The sequence below is a fragment of the Sulfuricurvum sp. genome (assembly GCF_049277495.1).
Taxonomy (GTDB): Bacteria; Campylobacterota; Campylobacteria; order Campylobacterales; family Sulfurimonadaceae; genus Sulfuricurvum.
The window spans coordinates 1-25,894 of record NZ_JBASYM010000027.1 but is presented as its reverse complement, the minus strand read 5'-3'; the positions used below and the strand labels follow the sequence as shown (position 1 = coordinate 25,894).

26 protein-coding genes are annotated in these 25,894 nt (G+C 44.5%); 13 read left to right on the top strand and 13 right to left on the bottom strand.

Features of this window, described 5'->3' with window-relative positions:
• Positions 1-53 precede the first annotated feature (53 nt).
• From plsX to WAO38_RS05900, 3 genes are read left to right on the top strand one after another with little or no spacing between them, the layout of a single operon-like run.
• Complete coding sequence (gene plsX / locus WAO38_RS05910; protein ID WP_422235268.1) at positions 54-1,043, top strand: phosphate acyltransferase PlsX; 990 nt, start codon at positions 54-56, stop codon at positions 1,041-1,043.
• Between the two features lie 23 nt (positions 1,044-1,066).
• Positions 1,067-2,071: a beta-ketoacyl-ACP synthase III gene (locus WAO38_RS05905; protein ID WP_422235270.1), complete on the top strand. Its 1,005-nt coding sequence runs from the start codon at positions 1,067-1,069 to the stop codon at positions 2,069-2,071.
• A 41-nt stretch (positions 2,072-2,112) separates the two neighbouring features.
• The gene (locus WAO38_RS05900) at positions 2,113-2,490 is read left to right on the top strand and encodes an HIT family protein (protein ID WP_422235266.1); all 378 of its coding nucleotides are present in this window, start codon (positions 2,113-2,115) and stop codon (positions 2,488-2,490) included.
• Here WAO38_RS05900 and WAO38_RS05895 read toward each other — a convergent pair.
• Positions 2,464-4,101 (bottom strand): DEAD/DEAH box helicase, encoded by a 1,638-nt coding sequence (locus WAO38_RS05895; protein WP_422235264.1) that lies wholly within the window; start codon positions 4,099-4,101, stop codon positions 2,464-2,466. The genes WAO38_RS05900 and WAO38_RS05895 overlap by 27 nt on opposite strands.
• Positions 4,102-4,421: 320 nt before the next feature.
• Here WAO38_RS05895 and WAO38_RS05890 point away from each other — a divergent pair, with 320 nt between their 5' ends.
• Complete coding sequence (locus tag WAO38_RS05890; protein WP_422235262.1) at positions 4,422-4,625, top strand: hypothetical protein; 204 nt, start codon at positions 4,422-4,424, stop codon at positions 4,623-4,625.
• Between the two features lie 92 nt (positions 4,626-4,717).
• Here the strand turns inward: WAO38_RS05890 and WAO38_RS05885 are convergent, their stop codons facing one another.
• The 3 genes from WAO38_RS05885 to hemB all read right to left on the bottom strand — a co-directional run bounded on the left by WAO38_RS05885 (position 4,718) and on the right by hemB (position 7,935).
• A complete protein-coding gene (locus tag WAO38_RS05885; protein WP_422235260.1) occupies positions 4,718-5,908 on the bottom strand; it encodes a multiheme c-type cytochrome in 1,191 nt (396 codons plus the stop codon).
• A 9-nt stretch (positions 5,909-5,917) separates the two neighbouring features.
• Positions 5,918-6,838 carry an ornithine carbamoyltransferase gene (argF, locus tag WAO38_RS05880; protein WP_422235259.1) on the bottom strand — a complete coding sequence of 307 codons (921 nt, stop codon included), beginning with the start codon at positions 6,836-6,838 and terminating at the stop codon, positions 5,918-5,920.
• A gap of 131 nt (positions 6,839-6,969) precedes the next feature.
• Complete coding sequence (gene hemB, locus WAO38_RS05875; protein WP_422235257.1) at positions 6,970-7,935, bottom strand: porphobilinogen synthase; 966 nt, start codon at positions 7,933-7,935, stop codon at positions 6,970-6,972.
• 83 nt (positions 7,936-8,018) lie between these two features.
• On the opposite strand from hemB, the gene ribA reads away from it, so the two are divergent.
• The 4 genes from ribA to WAO38_RS05855 all read left to right on the top strand — a co-directional run bounded on the left by ribA (position 8,019) and on the right by WAO38_RS05855 (position 9,913).
• Positions 8,019-8,618, top strand: coding sequence for a GTP cyclohydrolase II (gene ribA, locus WAO38_RS05870; RefSeq protein ID WP_422235255.1), 600 nt, complete (start codon positions 8,019-8,021; stop codon positions 8,616-8,618).
• Positions 8,619-8,730: 112 nt separating this feature from the next.
• On the top strand, positions 8,731-9,309 hold the full coding sequence (gene rsmG, locus WAO38_RS05865) for a 16S rRNA (guanine(527)-N(7))-methyltransferase RsmG (protein ID WP_422235253.1): 579 nt from the start codon (positions 8,731-8,733) through the stop codon (positions 9,307-9,309).
• A 2-nt stretch (positions 9,310-9,311) separates the two neighbouring features.
• Positions 9,312-9,518: a PP0621 family protein gene (locus tag WAO38_RS05860; protein WP_422235251.1), complete on the top strand. Its 207-nt coding sequence runs from the start codon at positions 9,312-9,314 to the stop codon at positions 9,516-9,518.
• A 2-nt stretch (positions 9,519-9,520) separates the two neighbouring features.
• A complete protein-coding gene (locus WAO38_RS05855) occupies positions 9,521-9,913 on the top strand; it encodes a hypothetical protein (RefSeq protein ID WP_422235249.1) in 393 nt (130 codons plus the stop codon).
• A gap of 44 nt (positions 9,914-9,957) precedes the next feature.
• Here WAO38_RS05855 and WAO38_RS05850 read toward each other — a convergent pair whose 3' ends face one another.
• Positions 9,958-10,974: an alanine racemase gene (locus WAO38_RS05850; protein WP_422235247.1), complete on the bottom strand. Its 1,017-nt coding sequence runs from the start codon at positions 10,972-10,974 to the stop codon at positions 9,958-9,960.
• A gap of 110 nt (positions 10,975-11,084) precedes the next feature.
• Between WAO38_RS05850 and WAO38_RS05845 the strand changes: the two genes are divergently transcribed.
• Positions 11,085-12,098: an agmatine deiminase family protein gene (locus WAO38_RS05845; RefSeq protein ID WP_422235245.1), complete on the top strand. Its 1,014-nt coding sequence runs from the start codon at positions 11,085-11,087 to the stop codon at positions 12,096-12,098.
• A gap of 203 nt (positions 12,099-12,301) precedes the next feature.
• A complete protein-coding gene (locus WAO38_RS05840; protein ID WP_422235243.1) occupies positions 12,302-14,368 on the top strand; it encodes a TonB-dependent receptor domain-containing protein in 2,067 nt (688 codons plus the stop codon).
• A gap of 38 nt (positions 14,369-14,406) precedes the next feature.
• Here WAO38_RS05840 and WAO38_RS05835 read toward each other — a convergent pair whose 3' ends face one another.
• Together WAO38_RS05835 and WAO38_RS05830 are read right to left on the bottom strand one after the other, a co-directional pair.
• Positions 14,407-14,964 (bottom strand): NUDIX domain-containing protein, encoded by a 558-nt coding sequence (locus WAO38_RS05835; protein ID WP_422235242.1) that lies wholly within the window; start codon positions 14,962-14,964, stop codon positions 14,407-14,409.
• A gap of 9 nt (positions 14,965-14,973) precedes the next feature.
• Entirely contained in the window at positions 14,974-16,167 is a 1,194-nt protein-coding gene (locus tag WAO38_RS05830; protein ID WP_422235240.1) for a peptidoglycan DD-metalloendopeptidase family protein, read from the bottom strand.
• 119 nt (positions 16,168-16,286) lie between these two features.
• Here WAO38_RS05830 and WAO38_RS05825 point away from each other — a divergent pair, with 119 nt between their 5' ends.
• Genes WAO38_RS05825 through WAO38_RS05815 form a run of 3 tightly spaced genes read left to right on the top strand, consistent with a single transcriptional unit; the run spans position 16,287 to position 19,282 of the window.
• Entirely contained in the window at positions 16,287-17,084 is a 798-nt protein-coding gene (locus WAO38_RS05825) for a plasminogen-binding N-terminal domain-containing protein (RefSeq protein WP_422235238.1), read from the top strand.
• Between the two features lie 2 nt (positions 17,085-17,086).
• A complete protein-coding gene (locus WAO38_RS05820) occupies positions 17,087-18,472 on the top strand; it encodes an FAD-linked oxidase C-terminal domain-containing protein (protein WP_422235236.1) in 1,386 nt (461 codons plus the stop codon).
• Positions 18,473-18,475: 3 nt separating this feature from the next.
• Positions 18,476-19,282 carry a YihY/virulence factor BrkB family protein gene (locus tag WAO38_RS05815; protein WP_422235234.1) on the top strand — a complete coding sequence of 269 codons (807 nt, stop codon included), beginning with the start codon at positions 18,476-18,478 and terminating at the stop codon, positions 19,280-19,282.
• On the opposite strand, the gene WAO38_RS05810 is transcribed toward WAO38_RS05815, so the two are convergent.
• The 6 genes from WAO38_RS05810 to WAO38_RS05785 form a co-directional block, all read right to left on the bottom strand.
• The gene (locus WAO38_RS05810) at positions 19,229-20,491 is read right to left on the bottom strand and encodes a ComEC/Rec2 family competence protein (protein ID WP_422235232.1); all 1,263 of its coding nucleotides are present in this window, start codon (positions 20,489-20,491) and stop codon (positions 19,229-19,231) included. The genes WAO38_RS05815 and WAO38_RS05810 overlap by 54 nt on opposite strands.
• 142 nt (positions 20,492-20,633) lie before the next feature.
• Positions 20,634-22,091 (bottom strand): replicative DNA helicase, encoded by a 1,458-nt coding sequence (locus WAO38_RS05805; protein WP_422235230.1) that lies wholly within the window; start codon positions 22,089-22,091, stop codon positions 20,634-20,636.
• Positions 22,091-23,152, bottom strand: coding sequence for a flavodoxin-dependent (E)-4-hydroxy-3-methylbut-2-enyl-diphosphate synthase (gene ispG / locus WAO38_RS05800; RefSeq protein ID WP_422235228.1), 1,062 nt, complete (start codon positions 23,150-23,152; stop codon positions 22,091-22,093). The genes WAO38_RS05805 and ispG overlap by 1 nt, the downstream gene beginning before the upstream one ends.
• Before the next feature lie 30 nt (positions 23,153-23,182).
• Positions 23,183-25,027, bottom strand: a complete 1,845-nt coding sequence (locus tag WAO38_RS05795) for a primosomal protein N' (protein WP_422235227.1) — start codon at positions 25,025-25,027, stop codon at positions 23,183-23,185.
• 55 nt (positions 25,028-25,082) lie between these two features.
• A complete protein-coding gene (locus WAO38_RS05790) occupies positions 25,083-25,505 on the bottom strand; it encodes a type II secretion system protein (protein WP_422235225.1) in 423 nt (140 codons plus the stop codon).
• Positions 25,506-25,524: 19 nt separating this feature from the next.
• Positions 25,525-25,894, bottom strand: a 370-nt coding sequence (locus WAO38_RS05785; RefSeq protein ID WP_422235223.1) for a hypothetical protein, incomplete at its 5' end; no start/stop codon positions are given.

The following is a 25,894-nucleotide window of genomic DNA, read 5'->3' as shown; positions in this document are numbered from 1 at the left end:
CGTACAAATTGTCTCACTATGTCAACCCGACAACCGGTGAGTATAAATAATCGATGATTAGAATTGCAATTGATGCAATGGGCGGGGACTTCGGTCCCGAACCGATTGTTAAAGGGACACTTGAAGCACTTAAAGAAAAGAGTTTTCAACCGATTCTAGTTGGTAAAAAAGATGAGATTTTATCTCTATTACCCAAGGGCTATAAAGATAAAATTTTAATAATTGAAGCAAATGATGTCATCGATATGGGTGACGCAGCTACTGATGCTCTTAAACGGCAAGACAGCTCTATCTATAAAGCTGTCGAACTTGTCAGAAACGGAGAAGCCGATGGGGTGGTAAGTGCCGGACATAGCGGTGCTACCATGACATTAGCGACATTACGTCTGGGACGGCTTAAAAATGTACTGCGCCCGGCATTGGTAACATCTATGCCTACAAAAAGCGGAAAACGCAGTATATTGATGGATGCCGGTGCAAATGTCGACTGTAAAGCCGAACACCTTTTCCAATTTGGGATCATGGGATACTACTACGCGCAGGATATGTTCAAACTGAGTGCTCCGCGTGTTGGTTTGCTTGCCAACGGCGAAGAAGATTCCAAAGGAAATGAAGTCACGAAAGAGGCATTTAAAATGCTCGAAGGACAAAAAGGATTTATCGGCAACGTTGAAGGAAACAATATCTTCGACGGCAGCTGCGATGTCATTATCTGTGACGGTTTTATCGGAAATCTCGTCCTTAAAGCTTCTGAAGGGGTAGCTTCCACTATCAGTTTCTTTATCAAACAATATATCCGAAAATCTCCTATTGCGATTACCGGTGCTCTTTTGATGCGCAAAGTATTCAAACTTTTGAAAAAAGAGATTGATTATGCTGAGATCGGCGGAGCTCCTTTGGTCGGTATCAAAGGGTGTGCTATCGTCAGTCATGGCAAAAGCAATCCGAAAGCCATCAAAAATGCAATATTTCAAGCGATCCGTTATGTGGATAACGGGGTAAACGAGCATATTGAAAAACGGCTCGAAGAGCTTAAACAATAAACTTCGATCCCTTATAAAGGCTAATTATGTACGCTGCATTTCGTTCCATCGGGGCTTACGTTCCTTCTAAAATTCTCACCAATGCCGAACTCGAAACACTTGTCGATACAAGTGATGAGTGGATTACAAAACGTACCGGAATCAAAGAACGCCATATTGCCGCCGAAAATGAAACAACGAGCGATATGGGTGTAAAAGCGGCAGAGCTTGCCATTGAACGTTCCGGCCTCGCAAAAAATGAAATCGATATGCTCATCTGTGCAACCATATCACCTGATTATTTTTGTATGCCTTCGACGGCCACTATCATTGCCACAAAACTGGGACTTGAGAAAATCACTGCATTCGACATATCTGCTGCCTGTACCGGTTTTGTTTATGCCCTAAACATTGCAAAAGCTTTTATTGAGTCGGGTATGAAAAAAAATATCCTTATCGTAGGAGCCGAGAGACTCAGTACCATTACCGATTACACGGACCGCGGAACCTGTATCTTGTTCGGTGACGGAGCCGGAGCGGCGATTATCAGTGCATCCACCGAAAAAAATGAGTCCATCATCGATGTCCATACCGGATCTGACGGTTCGTATGCTGATTTATTGATGACACCAAACGGCGGAAGCGGATCGGTTCATGATGAACTGGATCGCGAAGCTGCAGGATGTTTTATGCGGATGAAGGGGAATGAAACGTTTAAAGTCGCAGTACGTACCCTCACCAATGACGTTATCGATATTTTGGAGCAAAATAATATTGCGTCATCTTCTATTGCCCATTTTATTCCTCATCAGGCGAACTACCGTATTATCAAAGCGGTAGGAGATGCATTGAACCTCTCCGACGAGCAGGTCGTATTAACGGTAGAGAAATACGGCAATACTTCCGGAGCATCGATTCCAATGGCTATTAATGATATTTATGAGTCAGGTCGCCTGCAGCAAGGCGATTTGATGCTCCTTGATGCATTTGGCGGCGGATTAACCTGGGGAAGTGCCCTTGTTCCCTTCGCAGGTAAAGGTATCCGCTAAAAAAGTCTCGCTACAATATTAGATCTCATTAAAGGTCTAATATGATTTATTCCAACCCTCTTATCTACATTGAAATTCACGAAAGTGAAATCCCCTGGCTTAAAATTTTTACCCATACCCCACATAAAGAATTTTCCGAATGCAGCAGTGAAGAAAAAAAAGCTATTTGGTTATGTCTGGATATCATCGAAAAAGAGATGTTAGCCTATTTTAAACCCGATAAAATCAATATTGCATCATTTGGCAATATGCTGCCGAGAGTCCATTGGCATATTATGGGAAGATTTGAAAATGACAGTTACTTTCCGGAACCGATGTGGGGAGTTAAACAAAGAGAAGGTAGTTTGAAAACAGCTCCGATGGAGCCGTTTATAGAGAGTTTAAAAGGTGAATTAGCTTCTAGGCTTGCTGCTGCTTGAACGATTCCCGCCGCCGCTAAAGCTGCGTGAACGATCTCCGCGATCATTTCCACCACGTTCGCCACCGCCGCTTCTTTCACCGCTACCGCTGCGTTCACCGCCTGCAGCATTACGGTCATTGTTACCGCGATATCCGCCGCCGCTTGAGTTACGGTCGTTATTACCACGGTATCCACCGCCGCCGCCACTGCGGTTACGATTGAATCCGCCGCTGCGTTGTCCACCACGGTCACCACGGCTTGCTAGATTACTTAGAATTTTTTCTAAACGTTCCGCTGCAATACCGATATTATTCGGTCCTTGTACCGTATTACGCTCCATTAAAACAGAGATCAACTTATAAGCGATTTGCTCTTGGTCATAATCTTGTTTTAACAAATCAAGCACTTTGTGCGCTTCATCATAGACATGCTGTTTTTCAATTTCACGAACAAGACGGGTAACTTGCGCCTCTTTGACATCCAATTTGCTTGGAATATATGCGTGCTCCATTGTCGTTCCTACTTTTGAACGGATACGCTGAAGCTCTTTAAATTCCATTGGCGTTACAAGAGTAATTGCAACCCCTTTTTTACCCGCACGTCCTGTACGACCGATACGGTGGACATAACTCTCAGGGTCAAACGGAATATGGTAGTTGAAAACGTGAGTAACATCATCAATGTGCAATCCGCGCGCCGCAACGTCGGTCGCGATCAATACGTCAACCGCATCGGTTTTAAGCCCTTTGATAACGCTTTCACGTTGACGCTGCTCCATGTCACCATGTAAACCTTTTGCCATATATCCAGCAGCTGAAAGAACATTCGAAAGGCGGTCTACCTCTTTTTTGGTTCGGCAGAATACGACTGTTTTTTTCGCATCTTCAGAATCCATCAAACGGATGATTGCATCGTCACGCTCAGACTCTTCAATTACGTAATATTGCTGTGTGATATCGGTATTGGTCGTTTCTGATTTAGTAATCGATGCAAAAAACGGATTGACTAGAATACGCTCAGCCAATTGTTTGATCGGAGCCGGCATGGTTGCAGAAAAGAGCAATGTTTGGCGCTCAGTCGGCAAATATGAGAAAATTTCGTTGATATCATCCAAAAAGCCCATATCGAGCATTTCGTCAGCTTCATCCAAAATAACGGTTGAAGGAGTAAATCCTTTCAACATATTACGGCTCAACATGTCCAATAGACGACCCGGAGTTGCAATGATCACTTGTGCGCCGCGCTCGATCAAATCCATTTGACGGTTGTATGATGATCCGCCGTAAATCGTTACGGTACGTGCACCCAAGTGCTTGCCGTATTTAAAAATTTCATCACTGACTTGGTTTGCCAATTCACGTGTCGGAGTGATGATGAGGGTTTCGATTCCCCCTTTCAAATGCATTTTATTCAATGCAGGAAGACCGAAAGCAGCTGTTTTACCGGTACCGGTATGGGCTTGTCCTACAACGTCACGCCCTTCCATAATAACCGGAATAACCATTTGCTGGATTGGACTTGGTGTTTTGAATCCGGCATGGCGGATACTTTGCATAATCTCATCGCGGAGACCGAAATCTTCAAATGTCGCGAGATTTTCTTCTGTGATTGGTGTTTCTATTACGTTCATGATTTACCTTTATATATACGCCACCGGAAAACCTATTTCCGGCCAGTTACGCTTGCCCACTCATGGGGGAGAGAAATTTAGTGAGGATAAGTTGGATTCTCATCCGCGAGGGCACCTTTGAAAAATATGCTCGCATATCTTTAGAAGGTACCCAAATTCAAATGGAATTATAGCTGAATAATTCATAAATAAGACTGATAACTATACTTTAGCAAAAGATAAAGACAACCTTTAGTTTCAAATCGTCTCTATTTTGTTTAAAATATTTAATCTTTTAAAACTATACTTCCGAAAATAACACTTAAAATTTAGGAGTCAAAATGTTCAATGTGAAAATGGAAAAAGAGTGCGGCTGTTTTAAACGAAGCGGAATGGAAAGTATTAAAACGTTTGAGAACAAAGATGATGCGATGATCGAAGCTAAAGAATGGACGGAAGAGATGAATGAAACATTTTGTCAAAAACACAACTTCACTGTTGTCGAAGAAGGCAATGATCTTATCATCAAAGTCGAGATGAACTAGTTTGTTTTGAACGCCAAAGGGATTTTATTCCTTTGGCTATGCTAAGCGCTATGGCACTAAAGCTTGCCTACTCGGGCAGAAATCTTCTCTACTTACAGTTTTAGACTAATCTTTTTAATCAGCATCTTCTTCGACCAAATGGGATCTTTAAGATCTAACAATCCCCGAACTTCATCATTTACCAATCGATACGAAACTGTAATAATGACTTTATTCGCACCTGTAATCAGAGGTATTGAAAACGTTTTAGTACCCTGAGCAGGAATAGAGATACTCTCTACCGTTTTTTCTGCCAAATGGGGGATTGTCGGTTTCCCACGCTTACTGAGATAATGTGATGTTAGCGACAAGACCTCTGTTTTGATAATCTTTGTTCCGTTCAAATACTGCGCTTCCACCAAAATTTCTCGCGATCCGAATCCGCTGGGCAATGCATGAGGCTGCGGATTATTCAAAGTAACTTCGAGTAAGCGTCCATTTTTTCTCGCACTCACCCCTAATGCTCCTTGCCACATACTCTCAACATGTCCGCCTTGAAACTTATGCTCACGAATCATCCGCTTATGCACTTTTCCATTCACATCTCGCAATGTCGCTGCAACTCCCTCTTTCCGTGTGCCCATATGACAGTCGACACATTGTTTTCCATCGCTTTTAAATTCGGATTGCATATCGGTAAAGCGGTGTCCCTCTTCCGAAGTGTCATTGGCATGGCAAACGAAACAAAGCTGGTTCGGGTTCGTATCCATAAAATCACGTTGCTGTACTTTGTGGTACGGTGATGAGGCATCCGCAAAAGGGCCGCTCATTAATCCGGATTTGTTCCAACTGACGCGATGGATTCCCCGCTCAGAATCAGGAAGGCTATCATGGATCTGATCGACATTGTGACAAACGACACAATTGATCCCTTCGGCAATGCCATCACTGTTAAGTGCTTTCGTTGCGGCAGAATCTTTATCCAGGTGGAGTGACGCAATCGCTTCATAATCGCTGTTGGTAGAGGTGACGGAGATTCGTGGATTATGGCATGCGGCACACTCGATCTTAATCGAGTTGAGTGATTTGCGATTATTCTTACGAGCAACATAGTCCGTCGTTTTTCGGAAATATTCATCATTGTCATAATGGGACTTTGCATGCCATGAGCCTTCCCATTGTTTCACAATATGGCTATGACAGGCTTTACATTTGCCTGAATTTTTGAACTTGTCTCCGACCTTCACGACATCTGCGGCGTAAAGGTTCAAACCTATAATTGTCAATAGCCATATTAAACGCATTGGTACTCCTTAACGATGTTTATCCAACCAAACCATTAGCCCTTTTTGCGCATGCAAACGGTTTTCTGCCTCTTCGAAAATCAAACTCTGTGAGCCTTCCAAGACCGCTTCGCTTACTTCAACTCCGCGATATGCCGGAAGACAATGTAAGAATACAGCATCCTCTGCTGCAAGCGCCATCAGCCCTTCGTCTACAATATAGCCTTCAAAGGCCCGTATACGCTGTGCTTTTTCTTCTTCTTGCCCCATAGAGATCCAGGTGTCCGTCGTCACGACAGTCGAACCGCTGACCGCAATTTTCGGGTCATTCGTTATCGTGATTTTCGCCCCGCTTTGTTCCGCGAGAGAGAGCGCATCGGCAATGACAGCCGGATCGCACTCGTACCCTTTAGGCGTTGCAATACGCAATTCAAATCCAAGTTTAGCGGCAAGCATTAGCCATGAGTGCGTCATATTGTTACCGTCACCGACATAGGCGACGATCGGATTTTTATCTTTGCCGCATTCCATCATCGTCATGAAATCAGCCAAAAGCTGCACCGGATGATAGCTGTCGCTCAATCCGTTAATGACGGGGACTTTGGAATGCAGAGCGAACTCTTCAAGCATTGACTGCTCATAAGTTCGGATCATCACCATATCACACATGGAAGAGATAACACGTGCCGTATCTTTGACCGGTTCGCCCCGTCCCAAGTGAATATCACGATTGGAGAGAAAAAGCGCATGACCGCCGAGCTGATACATGCCCACTTCAAAACTGACACGGGTACGCGTAGAACTTTTTTCAAAGATCATGGCCAAGGTTTGTCCCGCTAAACGGGGCTTCAGTTCTTTGGCTTTAACCTCTTTTTTAATCTCTAAGCCCAATTCCAAAATCTCTAAGATCTCTTCTTTGGTATAATCTTTTAACGTTAAAAAATGTCTCACGTCTTTCCTTCGATACAAAAAACAATCATATCATAAAAATATTTCATTAACAATTTCAGCTCAGCTTAGGCAAGTTTCACTGCCTGATGGCAAGCATATTCAAAAGGCTGCAATCGCCTTTCTCCTTCAAATTAAGAAAGCAGCTTAGCCACTTCTTTAGCATGATAACTGATAATAATATCGGCACCTGCACGTTTAAACCCTACCATTGTTTCCATCATTACACGGTTATAATCGATAAGCCCGGCAGCTCCCGCGTGTTTTAACATCGCATATTCGCCGCTGACGTTGTACACGGCAAGAGGAAGCAAAGAGGCTTCTCGGATGTCGCGGATAATGTCCAGATAAGCCAATGCCGGTTTTACCATTAAAATATCGGCACCCTGCGCTTCATCTGCCAAACTTTCGCGAATCGCTTCGCGGCGATTGGCCGGATCCATCTGATAGGTCGAACGGTCGCCAAAACTCGGAACCGACTCGGCTACGTCTCTGAACGGTCCGTAATAGCCGCTGGCAAACTTCGTCGAATAGCTCATGATCGGCAGGTTCACGTATCCGCCGCTGTCCAAAGCATCCCGAAGAGTCGTAATGATTCCGTCCATCATTCCTGATGGGGCAATCAAGTCAGCACCTGCACGGGCATGTACCAGGGCCTGCTGTGCTGAAATCCCGAGGGTCAAATCATTATCTACCGTCTCATGCACATGATCCAAAATACCGCAATGCCCATGATCGGTATATTCACAAAAACAAAGATCGGTCACTACAAACATTTTAGGATAAGCATGTTTGATTGCGCGTACCGCTGTTGCAATAATTCCATGGTCACTCAGTGCATCCGAGCCGACGGAATCTTTGACTTCGGGAATACCGAATAAAATAATGGAATAAATCCCCATTGACTGTAAAAGTTCACACTCTTTGAGGATTTCATCCAAACTCATCTGATAAACACCCGGCATCGAAGAGACTTCCGTTTTAATTCCCTCGCCCGGGCGGACAAACAACGGATAGATAAAATCATTAATACTCACATGCGTTTCTCGAACCAATGAACGAAGATGTGAATGTAGACGGGTACGGCGAAAACGCTCCATAAAAGTGACTCCAATAGAAAAGTTAAGGGTAGATTGTATCGCCAGTTAGTTTAATAAACCTTTTTTTAGAAACACCGATTATAATGGCAAGCATGAAAACGACAACACCAACTTTTGAAAAATCATCTATTGCGAATCTCCCGAGTAAATACGGCCATTTTAAAATCCGTGTTTACAAAGAGGGAATTCAAGAACATTTGGCCATTTTTACGGAGAATTTTGAAACTCAAGACTCCCCGCTTGTGCGGATCCATTCCGAGTGCCTCACCGGCGATACTTTCGGAAGTATCAAATGCGACTGTAACAATCAGCTCCACAAGGCGCTAAAATTAATTGCTCAAGAAGGCGGACTGGTAATTTACCATCGTCAAGAAGGACGCAATATCGGTCTGCTCAATAAAATCAACGCCTATTGTCTTCAAGATCAGGGGCGCAATACCATCGAAGCCAATATCGAGCTTGGATTCGCTCCGGATCAGCGAACGTATGACGTTGTCGGTGAGATTTTTAACGATTTTGGTCTTACAAAAATCCGGCTCCTTACCAATAACCCGGCTAAAGTGATCGTCGTAGAGGGATTACATGTCGAAATCACCGAACGGGTCCCCGTTATTATCGATTCGAATCCGCATAACGAGGGATATTTAAAAGTTAAAAAAGAGCAGATGGGGCACATTATCTAATAACGCTCCTGATAGCTCAACGCCTAAAATCCCTCGCTTAATATCGCTCAAGTTACGGTAAAATTATGCTTCGCCTTTAATACAGCATATTATTATTGAATGGATAGCCTTTTTGAAATCCCTGAAAACTTTAGTCAATACCCGCAATATATCCGTACCCGAAGACTTTTTTGCGAAAGTCGAACAGTACAAAACCCTGCTCGAAAAATGGAACAAGATCCATAATCTTACGGGGGCAAAAACACTCCATCAAATCGATGAGTTTATCGTCGATGCAATCACTCCGCTCACTTTCTTGCCCGACATTAAAAAAGCGATGGATATCGGAACCGGTGCCGGATTTCCGGGGATGATCTTGGCAATAGCCATGCCGAAAACCCATTTCACCCTCGTTGAGCCCCTCAGCAAACGGGCCAGCTTTTTGCAGTTTGTCAAAGCTGATCTGGGATTGGACAATGTTGATGTCAAGGCCTTAAGAGTCGAACAGCTCGTGAGCGAACCCTATGATCTCATCACTTCCCGTGCCGTTACCGATACACAGATGCTTCTGAAACTATCGGAACCGTTTTGTATTGAAGGAACCCTTTTGCTCTTTTATAAAGGGGAAAAAGTGTATGATGAAATTGATGAAACACTCGATTACACGATTATTGAAGCAGAGAATCGTCACTATCTGCTCATAAAGAGATAAACATGTTAAAACTATTACTATTGGCCGGGGTATTGGTCAGTGTCTATTTTTTATTTTTTAAGAAAAAAAGCCTCACCCCTCCCTCTTCCGACAATGCGCAGGATGAGGCAATGATTCCGTGTTCTGCATGCGGAACCTATGTACAGGTCAAAGAAACATTGATACGTGACGGCAAATACTATTGCTCGCGTGAATGTCTGGAGGCATAACCATGTTACTGTTTGGTCATCCCTATATCTCATCCCAACCGTTTTACCATATCGAATCCGTTGAAGCATTGCGGCATACTCCGTCCAATTCGGTAGTCACCCTCTTTTTTACCCCGGAAAATCTCGATATTATCGAACATCTCCGCCTAAACAGTATCCGATATGCACTTCATATCGAAACAATCACAGATGCGGTCATCGGTGAAAATTTAGGAGCGTCGTACTTGATTGTTCTTCCTAAACACGGCGAGGCTATACAAAAAGTAGCCGAACACTATCTTTTTGATGCCAAAGTGTTAGGGTATATTGATACGATGGAAGATTTAGAAGATCTGATCGATATGCGGTTGGATGGTGCCGTTTTTGCCGATGCCATTATCAAAATAACATCGTAAGCATCAAAAGGAATAAAATTTCTTTTTGACTGCGTTTGTCAAATTCAATCTGCCCATTCTCGTTTTAAATCTTTATCCAAACATGCCAAAATTTCGTATCCGATCGTCCCGACTGCACGCGCATAGTTATTAGCATTATCAAAAATCATCAACTGATCCGTATCGCAGGCAAAACTCGCACTGTCCATCGAAATCCGACCGCGAAGAGCCGCGCCTGAAGGGGTTACATAGCGGTTAGAAGCGAGTCTGTCCAAGCCGTTGGCATATCCAAGATCGTATGTGCTGACCACCTCATCGACATCTGCTTCATAAATACCGTTATAGCCGATACGCTCTCCGGCCCTCAACACTCTCGTCGCAATTTTATCGCCCCACAAAGACAGCACGCTTTTAAACTCGGGCTGTATTAAACTAACATCCATCTCTAAACATCCATACAACGCGATTCCTACCCGGACCATATCTTCATGACATACTGACGAACGGAATGTTCCGGCTGAATTGGAGATGTGAAAACGCAATGTCCATCCATACTTTTTCGCCAAAGCAGCTGCTGAAACTTTTACCTCATGGAATACGCTGCGTTGCCAAAACCATTCGGAACTAAGGGCATCGGCACTTCGGAAATGGCTCATAACACCGACACAGACCAATCCGCATTTTGCTATCTGTTCAAATGCCTTTGCAATCTCTTTCGGATCAATGCCGTTTCGGTGCATCCCCGTATCGATTTTCAGCTCGACGCGTGCGCCGCTCGGGTACGCCGATATCTCTTCCAGTGAATTGATCGCATAGCTGATTTTTGGGTGTGCCTGCGTCGCAATTTGCCCTAAAATCAGGACATTGTCAAAAAAATCCATAATCTCTACAGCTTCGCGCTCCAGCCGTACGACCGCCTGCTTTACACCATATTCCGAAACGGCCCGCGCTATCATCAGTGCGCCGTGCCCGTAAGCGTTATCTTTTAAAACTACCGCTATTTTATCTTTTCCACCGACTTGGTGTGCGATAATGTCAAGATTATGAATAAGTGCCTCACGGCTAAGTTTAATCGATGCCATAGTTATTTTCCTGTTTGAATGCTAAAGAAATATATCCCTTTGGCTACGCTAGCCGCTCAGGCTTGCTCCGTTCGGAGCAGAATGTTAAAATTATAGTACAAGGTAAGTTAATGCGTTATTTCCCCGCCGAATTTGAACCCCAAAGTTTTGTCCAGCTCATTTTTCCCCACCCGCAAAGCGATTGGGCACCCTATCTCGAAGAGGCGCGCAGCTGTTTTGTCAACATTGCAAATGCCGTTGCCCGTTATCAGCCCTGCCTCGTTATTTGCGATGATATCGATACTGTAAAAAGCTATTTTACCGATAATGAAAATCTTATTTTTGTCCATTACCAAAGCAACGACACATGGGCTCGCGACTGCAGTGTTTTGAGTGTCATCGATGAAGATGAGGATGAACCCCTCCTCCTCGACTTTACCTTCACCGGATGGGGCGGAAAATTTGATGCGACCCGTGATAATGCAATGAGTGCGGCACTCGCTTCTTACTACGGCGCACCGATGGAAAAAATCAATTTGATTTTAGAGGGGGGAGGAATCGAGACCAATGCCAACGGTTCTCTTCTCACCACGGCAGAATGTCTTCTCAATCCTAACCGCAATCCCCATTTGAATAAAAAAGAGATGGAAAAAGAGCTCAAAAAGCTCTTTGGCATAGAGCAGATATTATGGCTGAACCACGGTTATTTAGCCGGTGATGACACCGACAGTCACATCGATACCTTAGCCCGTTTTATCGATACCGATACCATCATGTATGTCCAATGCCATGATCAAAACGATGAACACTACGATGCATTAAAAAAGATGGAAGATGAGCTCAAAGCGCTTCGTGATATCGACGGAGAACCCTTCAAACTGATCGCCCTTCCTATGTGTCAACCGCACTATTATGACGATGAGCGGATCCCCGCCACCTATGCAAATTTTTTGATTATTAACGATGCGGTTTTACTCCCGGTATACAATGACCCGCACGATAATGAGGCAATCGAGATTTGTAAAAAAGCATTTAGAGGGCGCGATATCATTCCTATCGATTGCTCCGTACTCATCCGACAACACGGCTCTCTCCACTGTGTAACGATGCAGTTTCCGGAAGAGGTGTCCCTACGAATGGAATAAAAGGGTAAATCCGCTGTAGAGAAGATAGCCCGATGCCGCTAAAAGAGTGAGCGTTAAAAGTATTTGTTTTGTATTCATTTTCATAAATAGAAGTGTAACATAAAAACATATACCCCTTTATAGGTGCATCATCCTCTCAATTTAACACTAATGTAACACTTCTTATTTACAATCCATTTACATTTCCTTAAGGATTACAGCGTATGAAAAAAATAACTCTACTCTCTTTAGCAGCCATTGCTGCGCTTGCTACAGAACCTGTCACGATTCAAAAAATCACTGTTGAAGCAACAGCACCTAAAACAGATAGTAAAAATGTAGCTGCTGATGAAATGGTTAAATTCTCTCGTCAGTCTGATCTGGGAGAAATGCTTTCCAATACTTTGCCGGAAATCACCCATGTTCGTAACAGCGGTGTCGGCAATGATATCATTCTTCGCGGTTTTCGAAAAGACAATATTAATGTAACGATCGATGATGCAAAAGTATGCGGTGCTTGCCCAAATCGTATGGATCCTCCGGCTATGCACGTCTCTTCCAGTCAAATAGAAACTGTTGAAGTGCAAGAAGGGCCATTTGATGTCACACAATTCGGAAGCCTCGGCGGTAAAATCAACGTAGTCACGAAAGATCCGGCAAAAGGGATTCATGGTGAAATATCCGGTACGGCCGGCAGTTATGATTACCGCAAACTTTCCACGGTACTTGAGGGAGGAAATGACTCTGTTCAGGCACTTGTGGGATTCAGCCGTGAAACATCGGGTCAATACAAAGACGGTAACGGCCACACCCTAACAGAGCAAACCGATCTTTTGGCAACCATGGCTGGGCAAAAATACGCTGATGCCTATAAAAATATGGATGCGTATGATCGAAACAACTTTTGGACTAAAATTGTAGGCAATATCGGAAGCAACCAAAAACTCACCCTAAGCTATTTTGGCGACCGTGCCGATGATGTTCTGTATCCTCGATATAAAATGGACGCGCAAAAAGACGATACCGATATGTTCAACGTTAAATACCAGCTGTTTAATCTATCCGATTTTTCAGACGAGCTGAAAATCGAAGGGTACCATTCAAAAGTTGAACATATCATGGGCACCGATTTCAGAAAAAGTGCTACAACGCCTGCAATGACAATGGTAGCTCCTGTTGATGCTACGATCAAAGGAGCTTCGATTGAAAATACGCTGACATTAGCCGGAACAACGGTATCGGTAGGATTAGACGGCAGTGTGCGTAATTGGGACGGAACGAAAGGGACAAAAGTAAACCCTTCAAGATTCATCCTCATTCCGGATGTTGACACGAAAAACATCGCACTATACGCCAAAGCATCGAAATCAATCGGTAAATACGATTTGAGCGCGGGGGCACGCTATGATGACACAACCATCGACCCTAAACAGTCTCTAGCTTTAAACGATGCCGTCAATGCCGCTTATCTTAACGGGATTAAAGACCGCGACTACAATAATTTCAGTGCAAATATTTTGGCAAAATACCACTACACAGACAATACCAATGTTTTTATGGGTCTTGGCCAATCCATACGGGTTCCTGATGCCAAAGAGCTTTATTGGGTTACGGTCAATACTGCTGGAACGGCAAATACCAACTCTGCCACCAACGGAGGAAATGACAATCTCAAAGCTACCAAAAACCGTGAAATTGATCTCGGAGCAGAACATACTGCCGGAAATTTCCATATCAAAGGGACCGCATTTTACAGCGATTTAAAAGATTTCATCTATCAATATAAAACAGGGGCATCTACCAACACATGGGCGAACATTGATGCGCGTATTGTCGGATTGGATCTGCAAGCTGATTACATGCTGAACAATGAATGGCGAATCGAATCAGGTGCCGCCTATCAAAAAGGGACCAAAAAAGATCCTCATGCATTAGGACAAAATGATAAAGATTTGGCTGAGATTCCTCCGATGAAAGGGCGTGTAGCTCTTGTATTCGACAACTCTGCGGACTACGCAATGGCTGAATTCTTAGCCGCACGTTTTCAAACCATCGATAGCGACAATGGAGAACAGGAAGTTGCGGGATATGGAATCCTAAACCTCAAATACGGGCACGATTTCCAAAACGGATTCTCGTTGATGGCAGGGGTAAATAACTTTTTTAACCGTACCTATGCCGTTAATAACGGATACATCGGTAACGAACTCATCACCGGAGACGGTATTGACCCTCTCGTTCTCAATGAACCGGGACGTAATTTCTACACAACTCTAAGCTACAAATTCTAATCCTAAACGGTCTCGTCACTTCCCGCAATATGCGGGAACTACCGTTGATCTTCCAAAAACCATCCGAAACCGAACATCAATCCCGGTGTTTTAGCTTTGGTCTCATCCAACACAAACTCTTTAGCTTTACTCACCGGAATCTCAATGACTTCGATTGATTCATGATCAATACCACCCCCGTCACTGACTCTCATAGACTCGTTTACTCGGGCAAAATAAAGGGTCTGCACCGCACCTGCAAAGCCCACGGCGGTATAAAAGGACGTTACCCGCTGGATCTGGTCCAATGCAATAAAATACCCGCACTCTTCGAGTATCTCTTCGTGGGCTATTTCTGCCAGTGTTTTGTCTTTATCAACGATTCCGGCACATAGCTCGTATGTATAGCCATCGCCGTTTTTAAGATAGACCGGAGGGCGGAACTGCCGTACCGCGATCAAAGTATCATGTTCTTCATGATAAAGAAGGATCGAGACACTGTCATGAACCTCAACCATATCCCATGTTTTTAAAACATTGTTTTGACGGTACTGCATCCGTTTCGGTTTGATAAAATCAGAATGTTCACAGGAGAGTATTTCAACGTTCTGAATCATGACGTCTCTTTAAAAAGGTTTTGGTTTAAAAGTTTCACTGTCGACATAATATGTTTCGTGAAAATTCAAATAAGGTTTCCGAATCGGCTTGCTTTGGAGTGCTTTTTTAAATATACGATCCATTTTGTTACGAATGGCGATAAAGGCTTTCCGCTCTTTGCCGCTAAACCCTTCGGTCGTTTTTTTCATAACACTCAGCGGATTAATCGCCGTGCTTCCATCATACATTCCGAAATGCAAGTGCGGTCCCGAAGAGAGACCGGATGAACCTACATAACCGATAATGTCTCCTTGTTTAATCTTCGAGCCGTTATGAATTCCTTTTTTAAACGATTTTTGATGAGCATAAAGACTGGTCAAACCGTTGGAATGGCGAATTTTAATCGTATTGCCGTATCCATGGGAAGATCCTGCAAAACTGACACGTCCATCGCCCGTTGCCAAAATCGGCGTTCCCGGACGGGCACCGAAATCAACACCTAAATGGGCACGGTAACGATGCAGTACCGGGTGATAACGGCTTTTCGTAAACTTAGAAGTGATACGGGGATTACGGATCGGAATTTTAAATAAAAACTTCTCATATTGCCCGCCCTTCGCGTCGTAAAAACGGCCGTCCGTATGACGATATACCGTAACTTGCTTTCCGTTGATTTCCACCATTGCCCCGTGGACTTCCGGCATGGAAAAGGGTTTTCCTAAACGGTATTTTTGGGTATATACCAAAATAATCGGGTCACCTTTTTGGAAACCTTTTCGAAAATTGACCTTCCCTTTAAACATTTTGACAAATTCCGAAGCAAGATTCTTGGATCCGGTCGCCTTTAAAATATCATCATACGGTAAAGTTTGAATCGGCACATAGAGGGTTTCCGTATATTGTTCACTCACAATCGGAACAACCTGCATCGCATAACGCTTTTTCGGTGTACGATAAATTTGCAGCTGCAACTCATCATTCACCGGAATCAAAATTTGACGAATCAGGTTTTTATTGTCCAATACCATTTGACAGTTGGCACTGTAGGGAATATCTTCGGTCAGCTTTTGATCGTCTTTATCAAGGTTGTAATAGATCGATAACGGAAGTTTTTTTCGCTCTAAAAAAGTAAGCAAACTTTCACCGTTATTCCATTTAAAAGGTTTAACGGAACCGCCAAAAAGAAGAAGGGGCAACAACAATAATGCAAAAATACGACCCATTCTCGTCCTTGAACAAAATACGCTTTGAGAGCGAAAAAGAATTAAATAATAGCAAAAATTTCATTTACAAAGACGTGTTTGGCTATAATCATCCCTACTTACTTTACAAAAAGGTTACCATGATGCGCATCTGGCTTATTACTCTTATCGCTTATAGCGTTTTAAACGCTTCACCTATTACTGCACCCCTGCTTGATATCGACAAGGCACGGGCAACCATTGTCGCTGAAAACCTCAAAGAGGGTATGAGCGGCTTTATTATCCGAAAATTCGATGCAACACACAGTACGATCATTGCCAATGCCCGTGTTGAACAAGCCAATCCTGCCAATAACCATGCCATCTTAACCATCAGTGCTTATGACGGCCTTCGTCAAAATACACTTCCAAGCGGCAACTGGGAACCGAAGGTATCCGATATCGCCGTTTTGGCTTACGACTATGAACGTGCCCTCTTGATTGCGCCAAATGAAGAGGCTTACGATGCCATTACCAAAAGCATCCCGGGAGTCGAATGGGTTCATCCGGACAACTATGCTACCTATCTCTCTTATGAAGGGCACCCGACTCCCCTCGTTGAAGATTTTAAAGACTATTGTACCGCCAACTCGGTAGGGCTTCTTTATATCCAAAGTGCCCAAAACCTTTTTACCCTCGACTGTAAAAATTTTGCACTCCTCCAAAGTGCTCCGTCTTTAATCGCATCCGACAAAGGGCAAACCCCTTTCTTTACCCGTATCCCGACAATCCGCGCGGCATGGTGGGGAGCGGGAAGTTCACGATTAGACAGCTATGAGCCTTATTATCTGGAACAAATCGCTTTAAACAATTCCAAGAACCGTGGGCTATATGAGTTATACAAAGCTAAATTTAGCGATAAAAGCGCACTATTACGCAATTTTGATCTAAAGGAATAACGATGCTCGCAGCTAGTGCCATCGATTTTTTTACAAGCCTGTTAGGGCAAGAGAATGTCTACAGTGACAAAGCTCACCTCATTGCCTACTCTTATGATGCAACACGAGAACGATTCGAGCCCGACATGGTTTTGTTCCCGCGACATGAACAAGACGTCAGTGATATTCTCAAATACTGCAATGAACACCGTATCGTCATTGTTCCTCGCGGAGCCGGAAGCGGATTTACCGGAGGAGCACTTCCCTCATCCGGAGGCATTGTCTTAGCTTTTGAAAAACATATGAATAAAATTTTAGAAATTGACATGCAAAACATGGTCGCGATAGTGCAGCCGGGTGTTGTCAATATGGAACTTCAAAAAGCGGTCGAAGAGGTCGGACTATTCTATCCGCCGGATCCGGCAAGCCAAGAATATTCAACAATCGGCGGCAATGTCAATGAAAATGCCGGCGGCATGCGTGCAGCTAAATACGGCATTACCAAAGACTATGTCATGGCAATGCGGGCGGTACTCCCCAACGGTGATATTATCAAAGCGGGAAAACGGACGATCAAAGATGTCGCCGGTTACAATATCACCGGTATTTTGATCGCTTCGGAAGGGACTCTTGCCGTTACGACCGAAGTGACTCTCAAACTCCTTTCCAAACCGAAAATGACCAAAACGGCCATGGGAATTTTCCCTACCGTGCATGAGGCAATGGAAGCCGTCTATAAAACAATGGCAAGCGGTGTCACCCCGGTTGCCATGGAATTTTTGGATAACCTCACCATCCGTTCGGTGGAGCAGGTTTACCATAAAGGGCTTCCTATAGAAGCCGGAGCCATTCTTGTCACCGATGTGGACGGAAATCTCGAACAAGACCTCGACTTCCAGCTCGCTCTTGTCGAAAAAGTATTCCGTGAAAACGGATGCAGCGAGTTTAAAATCGCCCAAAATAAACAAGAAGCAAGCGATTTGTGGTTTGCCCGCCGTAATGCGAGCCAATCGCTCTCGGTATACGGTTCTAAAAAGATCAATGAAGACGTTACCGTACCACGATCCGCGCTTCCTGAATTGCTCGAACGGTTTTATACCATTGCCAAAAAATATAACATTAACATCCCCTGCTTCGGACATACAGGCGATGGCAATGTCCATACCAATGTCATGGTCGACGGAAAAGATCCCGAGCAGGTCAAAATCGGCTACGAAGCGATCCGTGAAGTCTTTCAGGCGACCATCGATTTAGGCGGAACCCTCAGCGGCGAACATGGGATCGGCTTGGCCAAAGCCCCTTATATGTCAATGGCATTTACCCCTGAAGAGATGGCACTGTTCCAATCGATCAAACGGGCTTTTGATCCGAATAACATTCTCAACCCATCCAAAATGGGTCTTGAGTAATCAATGACTATTAAAGCGGCATTTAGACATATTCGACTTTTTTTCCTGATGCTTTTTGATCGGGAGATTACCGTATATGCTTCCAGCCTCAGCTTTTATACCATTTTTACCGTTGTCCCCCTGCTGATTATTTCACTCAGTCTTATTGCGAACGTTCCCGTATTTAATGAGCAATATGCCAAGATTCAAATCTTTATCTTTGACAATATGATGCCGGTCCAAACTGCCGCAGTCGCCGAATACCTCGAATCCTTTTTCCAAAACTCGGTACAACTGGGAGTCATCGGTTTTGCAACAATGATCGTCTCTTCCCTGCTGTTTTTCCAAAATTTCGAACACATCGTCAGTAAAATTTTTAAAACACCTAAAAGACAACTTTGGGATGCCATTACCACCTATTGGACACTCATTACCCTTACGCCGATTGTCCTCATTGCTTCGATGAGTTTAAAAGCTTATTTGGTTTCCCATATGAGTGGTTTAGCACTCCATGCTCTCTCCATTTTCCCTTTCTTACTGCTATGGGGAATTTTTTTCGTCATCTACCATATCGCGGTCAATGCCGATGTTTCTCCGAAAGCTGCCGCTATCAGCTCGTTTATCGTCGCCGTTGTGTGGGGAATAGCCAAAAACAGTTTTATCCAATACGTTTTTTATAACAAAACTTATGCGACGATGTACGGATCATTTTCCTCCCTCATCTTTTTCTTTTTATGGATCTATGTTTCCTGGATTATTGTCATCTACGGAATGAAACTATGCTATCTGATAAACCGCGCTGCTCAGCGTAGTGAGGCCCAAAATACCTAACGCCCAAAATGCACTTTTCCAACGCATGGCACCAAAAGCCAAAAGAATACTTCCTATCCCCATCCACATCGGTATTATGATCGTATGCAAATCTCCCGCTTGAAAAAGTTTTAACAGATACGGGTCAAACAAATCACCCCACGGTGTCAGATGCAATGCTAAAACAGCAGGATAATAGAGATTGAAGGCCAAAGCAAGGGGAATCGAACCCATATGCCACCATCCGAATGTTCCGAAAATGGAAAGTGATATCGGCAATAGGACAAGATAGCACCAAAAGTGTAAAGCAAGAAATATTTGCCAAGGCTTCCAATGTTCATAATAGCGGACAAAAATAAAAATAGATAACACCCCAAACGACGAAAACCAAAAACCCAGCGAAAAAAAGAGTTTCGGAAAAAAAGCCAACAATATTCCAACCGCGATCATAAGCGTCTGAACCGAAATGATTTTAACCCCCCGATCATAAAGCCAGTATCCCACAGCGATCATCCCGAATGCCCTTACCATCGGCGGAATAAATTCCAATGCCCAAAGATACAAAAATAAAATACCGATAACGATGAAAAAAAGGTCCCGATTGCCGTGGCGATAGGGAAAATAGCGATTGTGAAACCAGCGATACGGCTGACGGAGAAAAAAATAGGCAATCAGTGAAATTATCCCGTAATGGTACCCGCTGATCGATAGGATATGACTCAGCCCCATCGCTCCCACAAGGGCTTGAAATTCCTGCGACATCGGTGTTGCGACGAACAATGCACCGTAAAGTTCACGCATCGTTTGATCCTCATGTATTGAGGCAATATGACGATACCACCGTTCTTTTAGACTGAGCTCCGGATAAACCTCATAGATGACCCCGCGTGTATGAAATCCCTTCATATAATCTAAAAAAGTAACCTTTGCGACTTGGAGTTCGACCAATACCTCCCGTCCGCGCAAATCGCGGAGATATGGGCTCATGGCACAGCGAACGTTGGAACCGTTTTCCAGACGGAGCTTCATCGATGTTTTTGGCTTATTACCAATCAGCCGCACTTCCTGATCAATGACCTCAGCACGCACCAAGGGATCATCAAAGTGTTTCAATTTGGTAAATTGGAAGTATTCCCATGAAAGGGAGAGAGAAGCGATCAAAAGGAGGAAGAGGAAAAAAAGAGCGCCGCTTTTACGGTCAAAAAGGTCAACACGTTCAAGCTTGCTCATTTATATCCTTTTATGCTTTCTTTTCTTTACCGAAAGAAAAGAAACAAAAGAATCTCATCTCTTTGGCAAATCGCTCATGCAACTCTCGGCACTTCTGCCTTCGTGCATGGCTTCCAAGGATGCCAAAGAGATAAATAATTTTTTATATGATCGGCATTGAAACATTCCCGACACTCTCATCATCCAAATTCATCGTCGCACTTTTCATATCGATACTCTCATAGACGATCTGTGCCGCGCCAAAAGTCGGACGATCGACGAAACGGGTGAATTTTTTCTGGAACATCAGCTTCACATGCCCCGTCGGACCGTTACGCTGTTTACCGATGATAATTTCGGCTTCCTCTTCCTCTTTTTCGACGTATTTGGAGATAAACTCTTTTCCGGCAGAAATCGCCTCTTTTTCCCGCTCTTTTTCCTCTTTATAGAGATAAACATCATTGCGGTAAACGAAGAGAATGATATCGGCATCCTGCTCAATCGATCCCGATTCACGGATATCGCTCAGCATCGGACGCTTGTCGGCACGCGATTCAAGACCACGATTGAGCTGCGAGAGGGCTACGATCGGAATGCCGAGTTCACGGGCAAGCATCTTCAGCCCCCGCGAGATTTCACTGACTTCGAGGTGACGATCTTTCCCCCCCGTACCGTTCATAATTTGAAGATAGTCGATCACCGCTACTTCGATCTCGGGATGGCGGCTTTTGAGTTTACGCAATTTGGAGCGCAGCTGATGAATGTTGATTGAACCGTGATCATCAACGAAAAGTTTGGAGTGTCGCATCTTCTCGACCGCATCATTGAGCTGTTTGTACTCCTGCGGGTTCATATCCCCGACACGAAGACGCTGAAGCTGGATAGAGGTTTGGACGCTGAGCAATCTCAGCATCAGCTGCTCCGCTGGCATCTCCAGAGAGAAAAAAGCAACCCCTTTTCCTTTGTCCAAAAGATTTTGAACCATATTGAGGGCAAATGAGGTTTTCCCCATTGCCGGACGGGCAGCGATGATAACAAGATCCCCTTTCCCGAATCCCGTCGTCATTTTATTGAGTTCCGCATAGCCGGTATCCACGCCGACGAGAATTGAATCTCCCCGTGCCTTCATCTCTTCGATATACGCCAATGTTTCATCCGCTATGGAAGGGGCGTCTTTAAAATCGGTCGCTTGAGAGCTTTGCGTTATCTCATAGAGCTTTTTCTCAACGAGATCAACAACATCCGTCCCGCTAAGTTCCTCTTCGAGAGTCACCCGCTTGATTTCCGTCGTGAGGGTCAGCAGATGACGTTTAATCGCTTTATCTTTAATCTCTTGAACATAGGCTTTGGTATTGGCGATCGGGTTGGCAGTTAGGATGTCAACCATCACCCGTTCATCGAATTTTTGCTTGGCCGTAAGCTCTTTGCGGAGAAACTCTTCATCGATCGGAAGATCACGATGCGCCAGAGACATCATCGCACGATAGATCTCCTGATGCGCCGAGAGATAAAAGTCTTCAGGCGTTAATGCCGCATCAAACTCATCAAACTGGGCAGGATCAAAAACAATAGAACTGAGAACCGAACGTTCAAAAGCTAAGTTATATAACGATTCTTCCATTAATCCTCTTCCTTAGCCATTTTTTCGACCTCTTCGACAAAACGATCGACGAGTTTATCTTCATCAAGCCGTGCAACGACTTCGCCGCGTACCATGACCAGACCTGATCCTTTGCCGTAAGCGATCGCGACGTCGGCATGTTTTGCTTCACCGATCGCATTGACCACACACCCCATCACGGAGAGATCGAGCGGTTTCTTGATATGCTTCGTACGCTCTTCGATCACCGCAACCGCACTCACCAAATCGGCCTCAATCCGCCCGCACGTCGGGCAGGAGATAATATTCGGCCCCTCTTTCGCGACACCGCTGTCTTTGAGGATCGCGCGCCCTACTTTAATCTCTTCTTCGAGTTCTCCCGTAATGGAGACGCGCATCGTATCGCCGATCCCCTCCAGGAGCAGTGTTCCCAATCCGATAGCACTTTTGATCGTTGCATGAAATATCGTTCCCGCTTCGGTTACCCCGAGATGAAACGGATAATTATTTTTGGGGCGCAGCATCCGGTAGGCTTCGACCGTGCGCTGTACATCACTCGCTTTGAGCGAGACTTTGATATCGGTAAACCCCAAATCTTCGAGATATTTGATGTTGTACTCTGCCGAAGCGACCATCCCTTCTGCACTCTGCCCGTAACGCTGTTCAAACTCTTTTTCCAGACTCCCCGCATTGACCCCGATACGGATAGGGATATGGCGTTCCTGACATGCTTTGACAATCTCTCGGATCCGCGATTTTTCGCCGATGTTCCCGGGATTAAACCGGATGCAATCGACCACTTCGGCAGCAATCAGAGCGAGTTTATAGTTAAAATGGATATCGGCGACAAGCGGGAGAGAAATCTGCTCTTTGATCGCTTTGAGTGCGCGGGCATCTTCTTCATCCGGCACCGCAACGCGAACGATATCGCATCCGGCGAAATGGAGACGGTTGATCTGCTCGACCGTAGCGCTCACATCGGCAGTACGGGAATAGGTCATCGACTGCACGGAAATCGGGGCATCGCCTCCGATGGCGACATTTCCGACAAAAATTTGTTTAGTAGGGTATCGTGTTATCATAAAATGATTGTAGCTTTTCAGATGTTAAAGTTACGTAAACTCTATCGGGTCCATATCGATCTCGCAAAGCGGTGATTTGATATGTTTGACCGCACGGATAAGATCGGTACTTTTATCACTGCGCAGTAAAATTTGGAATCGGTATTTATCGGCGATCTTCTCGATAGGGGATGCTCCGAATCCTACGATCTGAATATTCCCCATCCGTTCTATTTCTCCCACGGCCTCTTCCATTGCCGACTTGGCTTTGATTCCATTTTTATGGGCATACAGCAAACGGGCAAGTTTTTTCGTAGGGGGGTAGCGACCTTGGCGAATTTTGAGTTCATCCATTAAAAATTTCTCATAATCATCCAAATATGCGCGAAAAAACGACTCGTTAAAACTCTGTACGATGACCGTCGCATTTTGTTTCCGTCCGCTTCGCCCGGCGATCTGAACCAAAAGCGATAATGCCTTTTCCCGTGCACGGTAATCGCTTTGCGAGAGGAGATTATCGATCCCCATGACGATAGCCAGGGTAATATCATGATAATCATGCCCTTTGGAGAGCATCTGCGTTCCCACCAACAAATCGATCTCACGGTTATTAAATGCCCCGAGAACTTTGATCAGTTTGTTTTGAGTCGTGATAATATCGCGGTCAAACTGCTGGACTCTCAACTGCTCCGAAAGTGCACTGAAATGCTCCACTGCCTCTGCCGTCCCTAACCGAGACGTACGCAGCGCACCGCTTTGGCATTTCGGACACACTTTGGGTACGATTTCCGTGTAATTGCAGTAATGGCATTTCAATGCACGGGAATTTTTATGCTGAGACATCCCCACACTGCAAAAAGGGCACTCGATATGATAACCGCAGGCATCGCAGACGGTATATTTGAAGTTTGCTCGCGTCGGGATGAAAACGATCCCCTGATGCCCTTTTTTATAATTTTCCATCACTGCGCGATCGATACTCGGGGTCAGTGCTTCAAGCGAGGGTTCGAATACAAAAGTACGCTTCGATTCGAAATACCCGCCTCTCAGACGAAAAAACGGATATTTGGCATAGCTTCCCAAACTCGGAGTCGCACTTCCCAATACAACGGGTATTTTGAGTAATCTCCCCGTGTAAACAGCCATGTCCCGGGCATTATAACGAGGTCGGGAAGAGGATTTATAACTCTCATCATGTTCCTCATCCACCACAATCAGTCCCAAATCACGAATCGGCAAAAACAGCGCCGAACGGGGACCGACGACAATATGCGCCGATCCGTTATAGATTTTTTCCAATGTCCCTTTTTTCTGTTTCGGGGTCATTTTCGAATGCCACAGCACCACGGCATCGCCGAAATGTGCCTTAAATCGTGATTCCATCTGCGGTGTGAGGGATATTTCAGGAAGCAGCAGCAACGCACGTTTCCCCTCCATTAAAATCTCATCCATCCGCCGCATATAGATTTCACTCTTTCCTGCCCCCGTATCACCGAAAAGAAGCGATACGGGATGCGATCGAATAAAATCGAGAGCTTTGTGTTGAGTTTCGGAGAGCGTGATGTTAATAGAGGGATACGCAGAAACAACCTTCAAAGGTTCGCTTTCTGTAGAAAAAGGGACATACAGGTTGAGGGCTTCTCCCAACGAGCATCCGTAGTACTCCGCCATAAACTTCGCACTCTGGATTTGCGTATCGCTATACATAAAAGAAGATACTGCACTAATCATATGGGTTGCAAAACCGGGTTTTTCAACAGATTCGATCACCACACCGCTTATCATACGGCGAGAGAGCGCTACCTCCACTTCTGAACCGATAATAAGTACACTTTGAGAATGGTAGGTAAGCAGTTCGAGAGGGGAGCCCAAAAGGGCGATTTGATAAAAAAACATACAATCCTCTCGTTAGCTAATATAACATTATAGCTAACCGAGGTATTTTAGCGAATCAATTGGTCAATAAACGGCACTCAGCCACATCTGCATCTGCAGTACAATCAAAACGTCCGCTCGTTGCATTGTAATCAAAAGTGACATCCGTCCCCATGATTTTGTAGTTATAAGACGTAGCACCGACTTTCATCCAATGCCCGTTTCGATTAGCCGATTTTATCCCGTACATCAATAAACCGTTGTTATCAAATAAATCTTGATCTGGTGTATTTTGTGCAGCATTATCAAGTGTAGCGATAAAGGAACTGTCACCTTGTAAAAGGCGCCCCTGCCGTTCACTGACAATCGCAGAGCGAATCGCCGAAACATCACTCCGCCCTTTTGCAACTTCAGCATCATCACGAGTAGCCGCAAGACGGGGAATAGCAATAGCTGCCAAAATTCCCAGCACGACAATGACAAAAACAAGTTCAATCATTGTAAATCCTCTATGTTTGTTAACGAACAACACTTTCACCCCTTATTTGCATTGGATATTGATTCCAATTGACTGTTGACTGCAATGCATCGCATAGCGAACTCACACCGTTATTATTAGGTCTAACGTTCAATATTTCCATTGTTTCTGTTGTATTTACATCGATTGTAATACAATCTGCCACGCCGTCCATATGAACTTCGGCACTTTTAACACCGGTAGTCGCGGCATCTCCTCTGGAAATAAGTGTTCCTATACTGTTGGACATAACCGTTAGATCATCTTCTGTCCGCCCATTTGCTATTGCATAAGAACCTATTTCGCTGATACCGACCATTACCATGTGCGAAACAGCTGAAATCCGTGCATCATCCCGTGTCGCATTGAGT

Coding starts and splice junctions, on each gene's coding strand:
- WAO38_RS05790 (WP_422235225.1), bottom strand. CDS start 25,505: ATGATTGAACTTGTTTTTGTCATTGTCGTGCTGGGAATTTTGGCAGCT.
- WAO38_RS05820 (WP_422235236.1), top strand. CDS start 17,087: ATGCTCGCAGCTAGTGCCATCGATTTTTTTACAAGCCTGTTAGGGCAA.
- WAO38_RS05885 (WP_422235260.1), bottom strand. CDS start 5,908: ATGCGTTTAATATGGCTATTGACAATTATAGGTTTGAACCTTTACGCC.
- ribA (WP_422235255.1), top strand. CDS start 8,019: ATGGCAAGCATGAAAACGACAACACCAACTTTTGAAAAATCATCTATT.
- WAO38_RS05890 (WP_422235262.1), top strand. CDS start 4,422: ATGTTCAATGTGAAAATGGAAAAAGAGTGCGGCTGTTTTAAACGAAGC.
- WAO38_RS05835 (WP_422235242.1), bottom strand. CDS start 14,964: ATGATTCAGAACGTTGAAATACTCTCCTGTGAACATTCTGATTTTATC.
- WAO38_RS05850 (WP_422235247.1), bottom strand. CDS start 10,974: ATGGCATCGATTAAACTTAGCCGTGAGGCACTTATTCATAATCTTGAC.
- WAO38_RS05855 (WP_422235249.1), top strand. CDS start 9,521: ATGTTACTGTTTGGTCATCCCTATATCTCATCCCAACCGTTTTACCAT.
- WAO38_RS05830 (WP_422235240.1), bottom strand. CDS start 16,167: ATGGGTCGTATTTTTGCATTATTGTTGTTGCCCCTTCTTCTTTTTGGC.
- ispG (WP_422235228.1), bottom strand. CDS start 23,152: ATGATAACACGATACCCTACTAAACAAATTTTTGTCGGAAATGTCGCC.
- WAO38_RS05795 (WP_422235227.1), bottom strand. CDS start 25,027: ATGTTTTTTTATCAAATCGCCCTTTTGGGCTCCCCTCTCGAACTGCTT.
- WAO38_RS05845 (WP_422235245.1), top strand. CDS start 11,085: ATGCGTTATTTCCCCGCCGAATTTGAACCCCAAAGTTTTGTCCAGCTC.
- WAO38_RS05900 (WP_422235266.1), top strand. CDS start 2,113: ATGATTTATTCCAACCCTCTTATCTACATTGAAATTCACGAAAGTGAA.
- WAO38_RS05810 (WP_422235232.1), bottom strand. CDS start 20,491: ATGAGCAAGCTTGAACGTGTTGACCTTTTTGACCGTAAAAGCGGCGCT.
- WAO38_RS05815 (WP_422235234.1), top strand. CDS start 18,476: ATGACTATTAAAGCGGCATTTAGACATATTCGACTTTTTTTCCTGATG.
- WAO38_RS05840 (WP_422235243.1), top strand. CDS start 12,302: ATGAAAAAAATAACTCTACTCTCTTTAGCAGCCATTGCTGCGCTTGCT.
- WAO38_RS05895 (WP_422235264.1), bottom strand. CDS start 4,101: ATGAACGTAATAGAAACACCAATCACAGAAGAAAATCTCGCGACATTT.
- WAO38_RS05825 (WP_422235238.1), top strand. CDS start 16,287: ATGATGCGCATCTGGCTTATTACTCTTATCGCTTATAGCGTTTTAAAC.
- WAO38_RS05860 (WP_422235251.1), top strand. CDS start 9,312: ATGTTAAAACTATTACTATTGGCCGGGGTATTGGTCAGTGTCTATTTT.
- plsX (WP_422235268.1), top strand. CDS start 54: ATGATTAGAATTGCAATTGATGCAATGGGCGGGGACTTCGGTCCCGAA.
- WAO38_RS05805 (WP_422235230.1), bottom strand. CDS start 22,091: ATGGAAGAATCGTTATATAACTTAGCTTTTGAACGTTCGGTTCTCAGT.
- hemB (WP_422235257.1), bottom strand. CDS start 7,935: ATGGAGCGTTTTCGCCGTACCCGTCTACATTCACATCTTCGTTCATTG.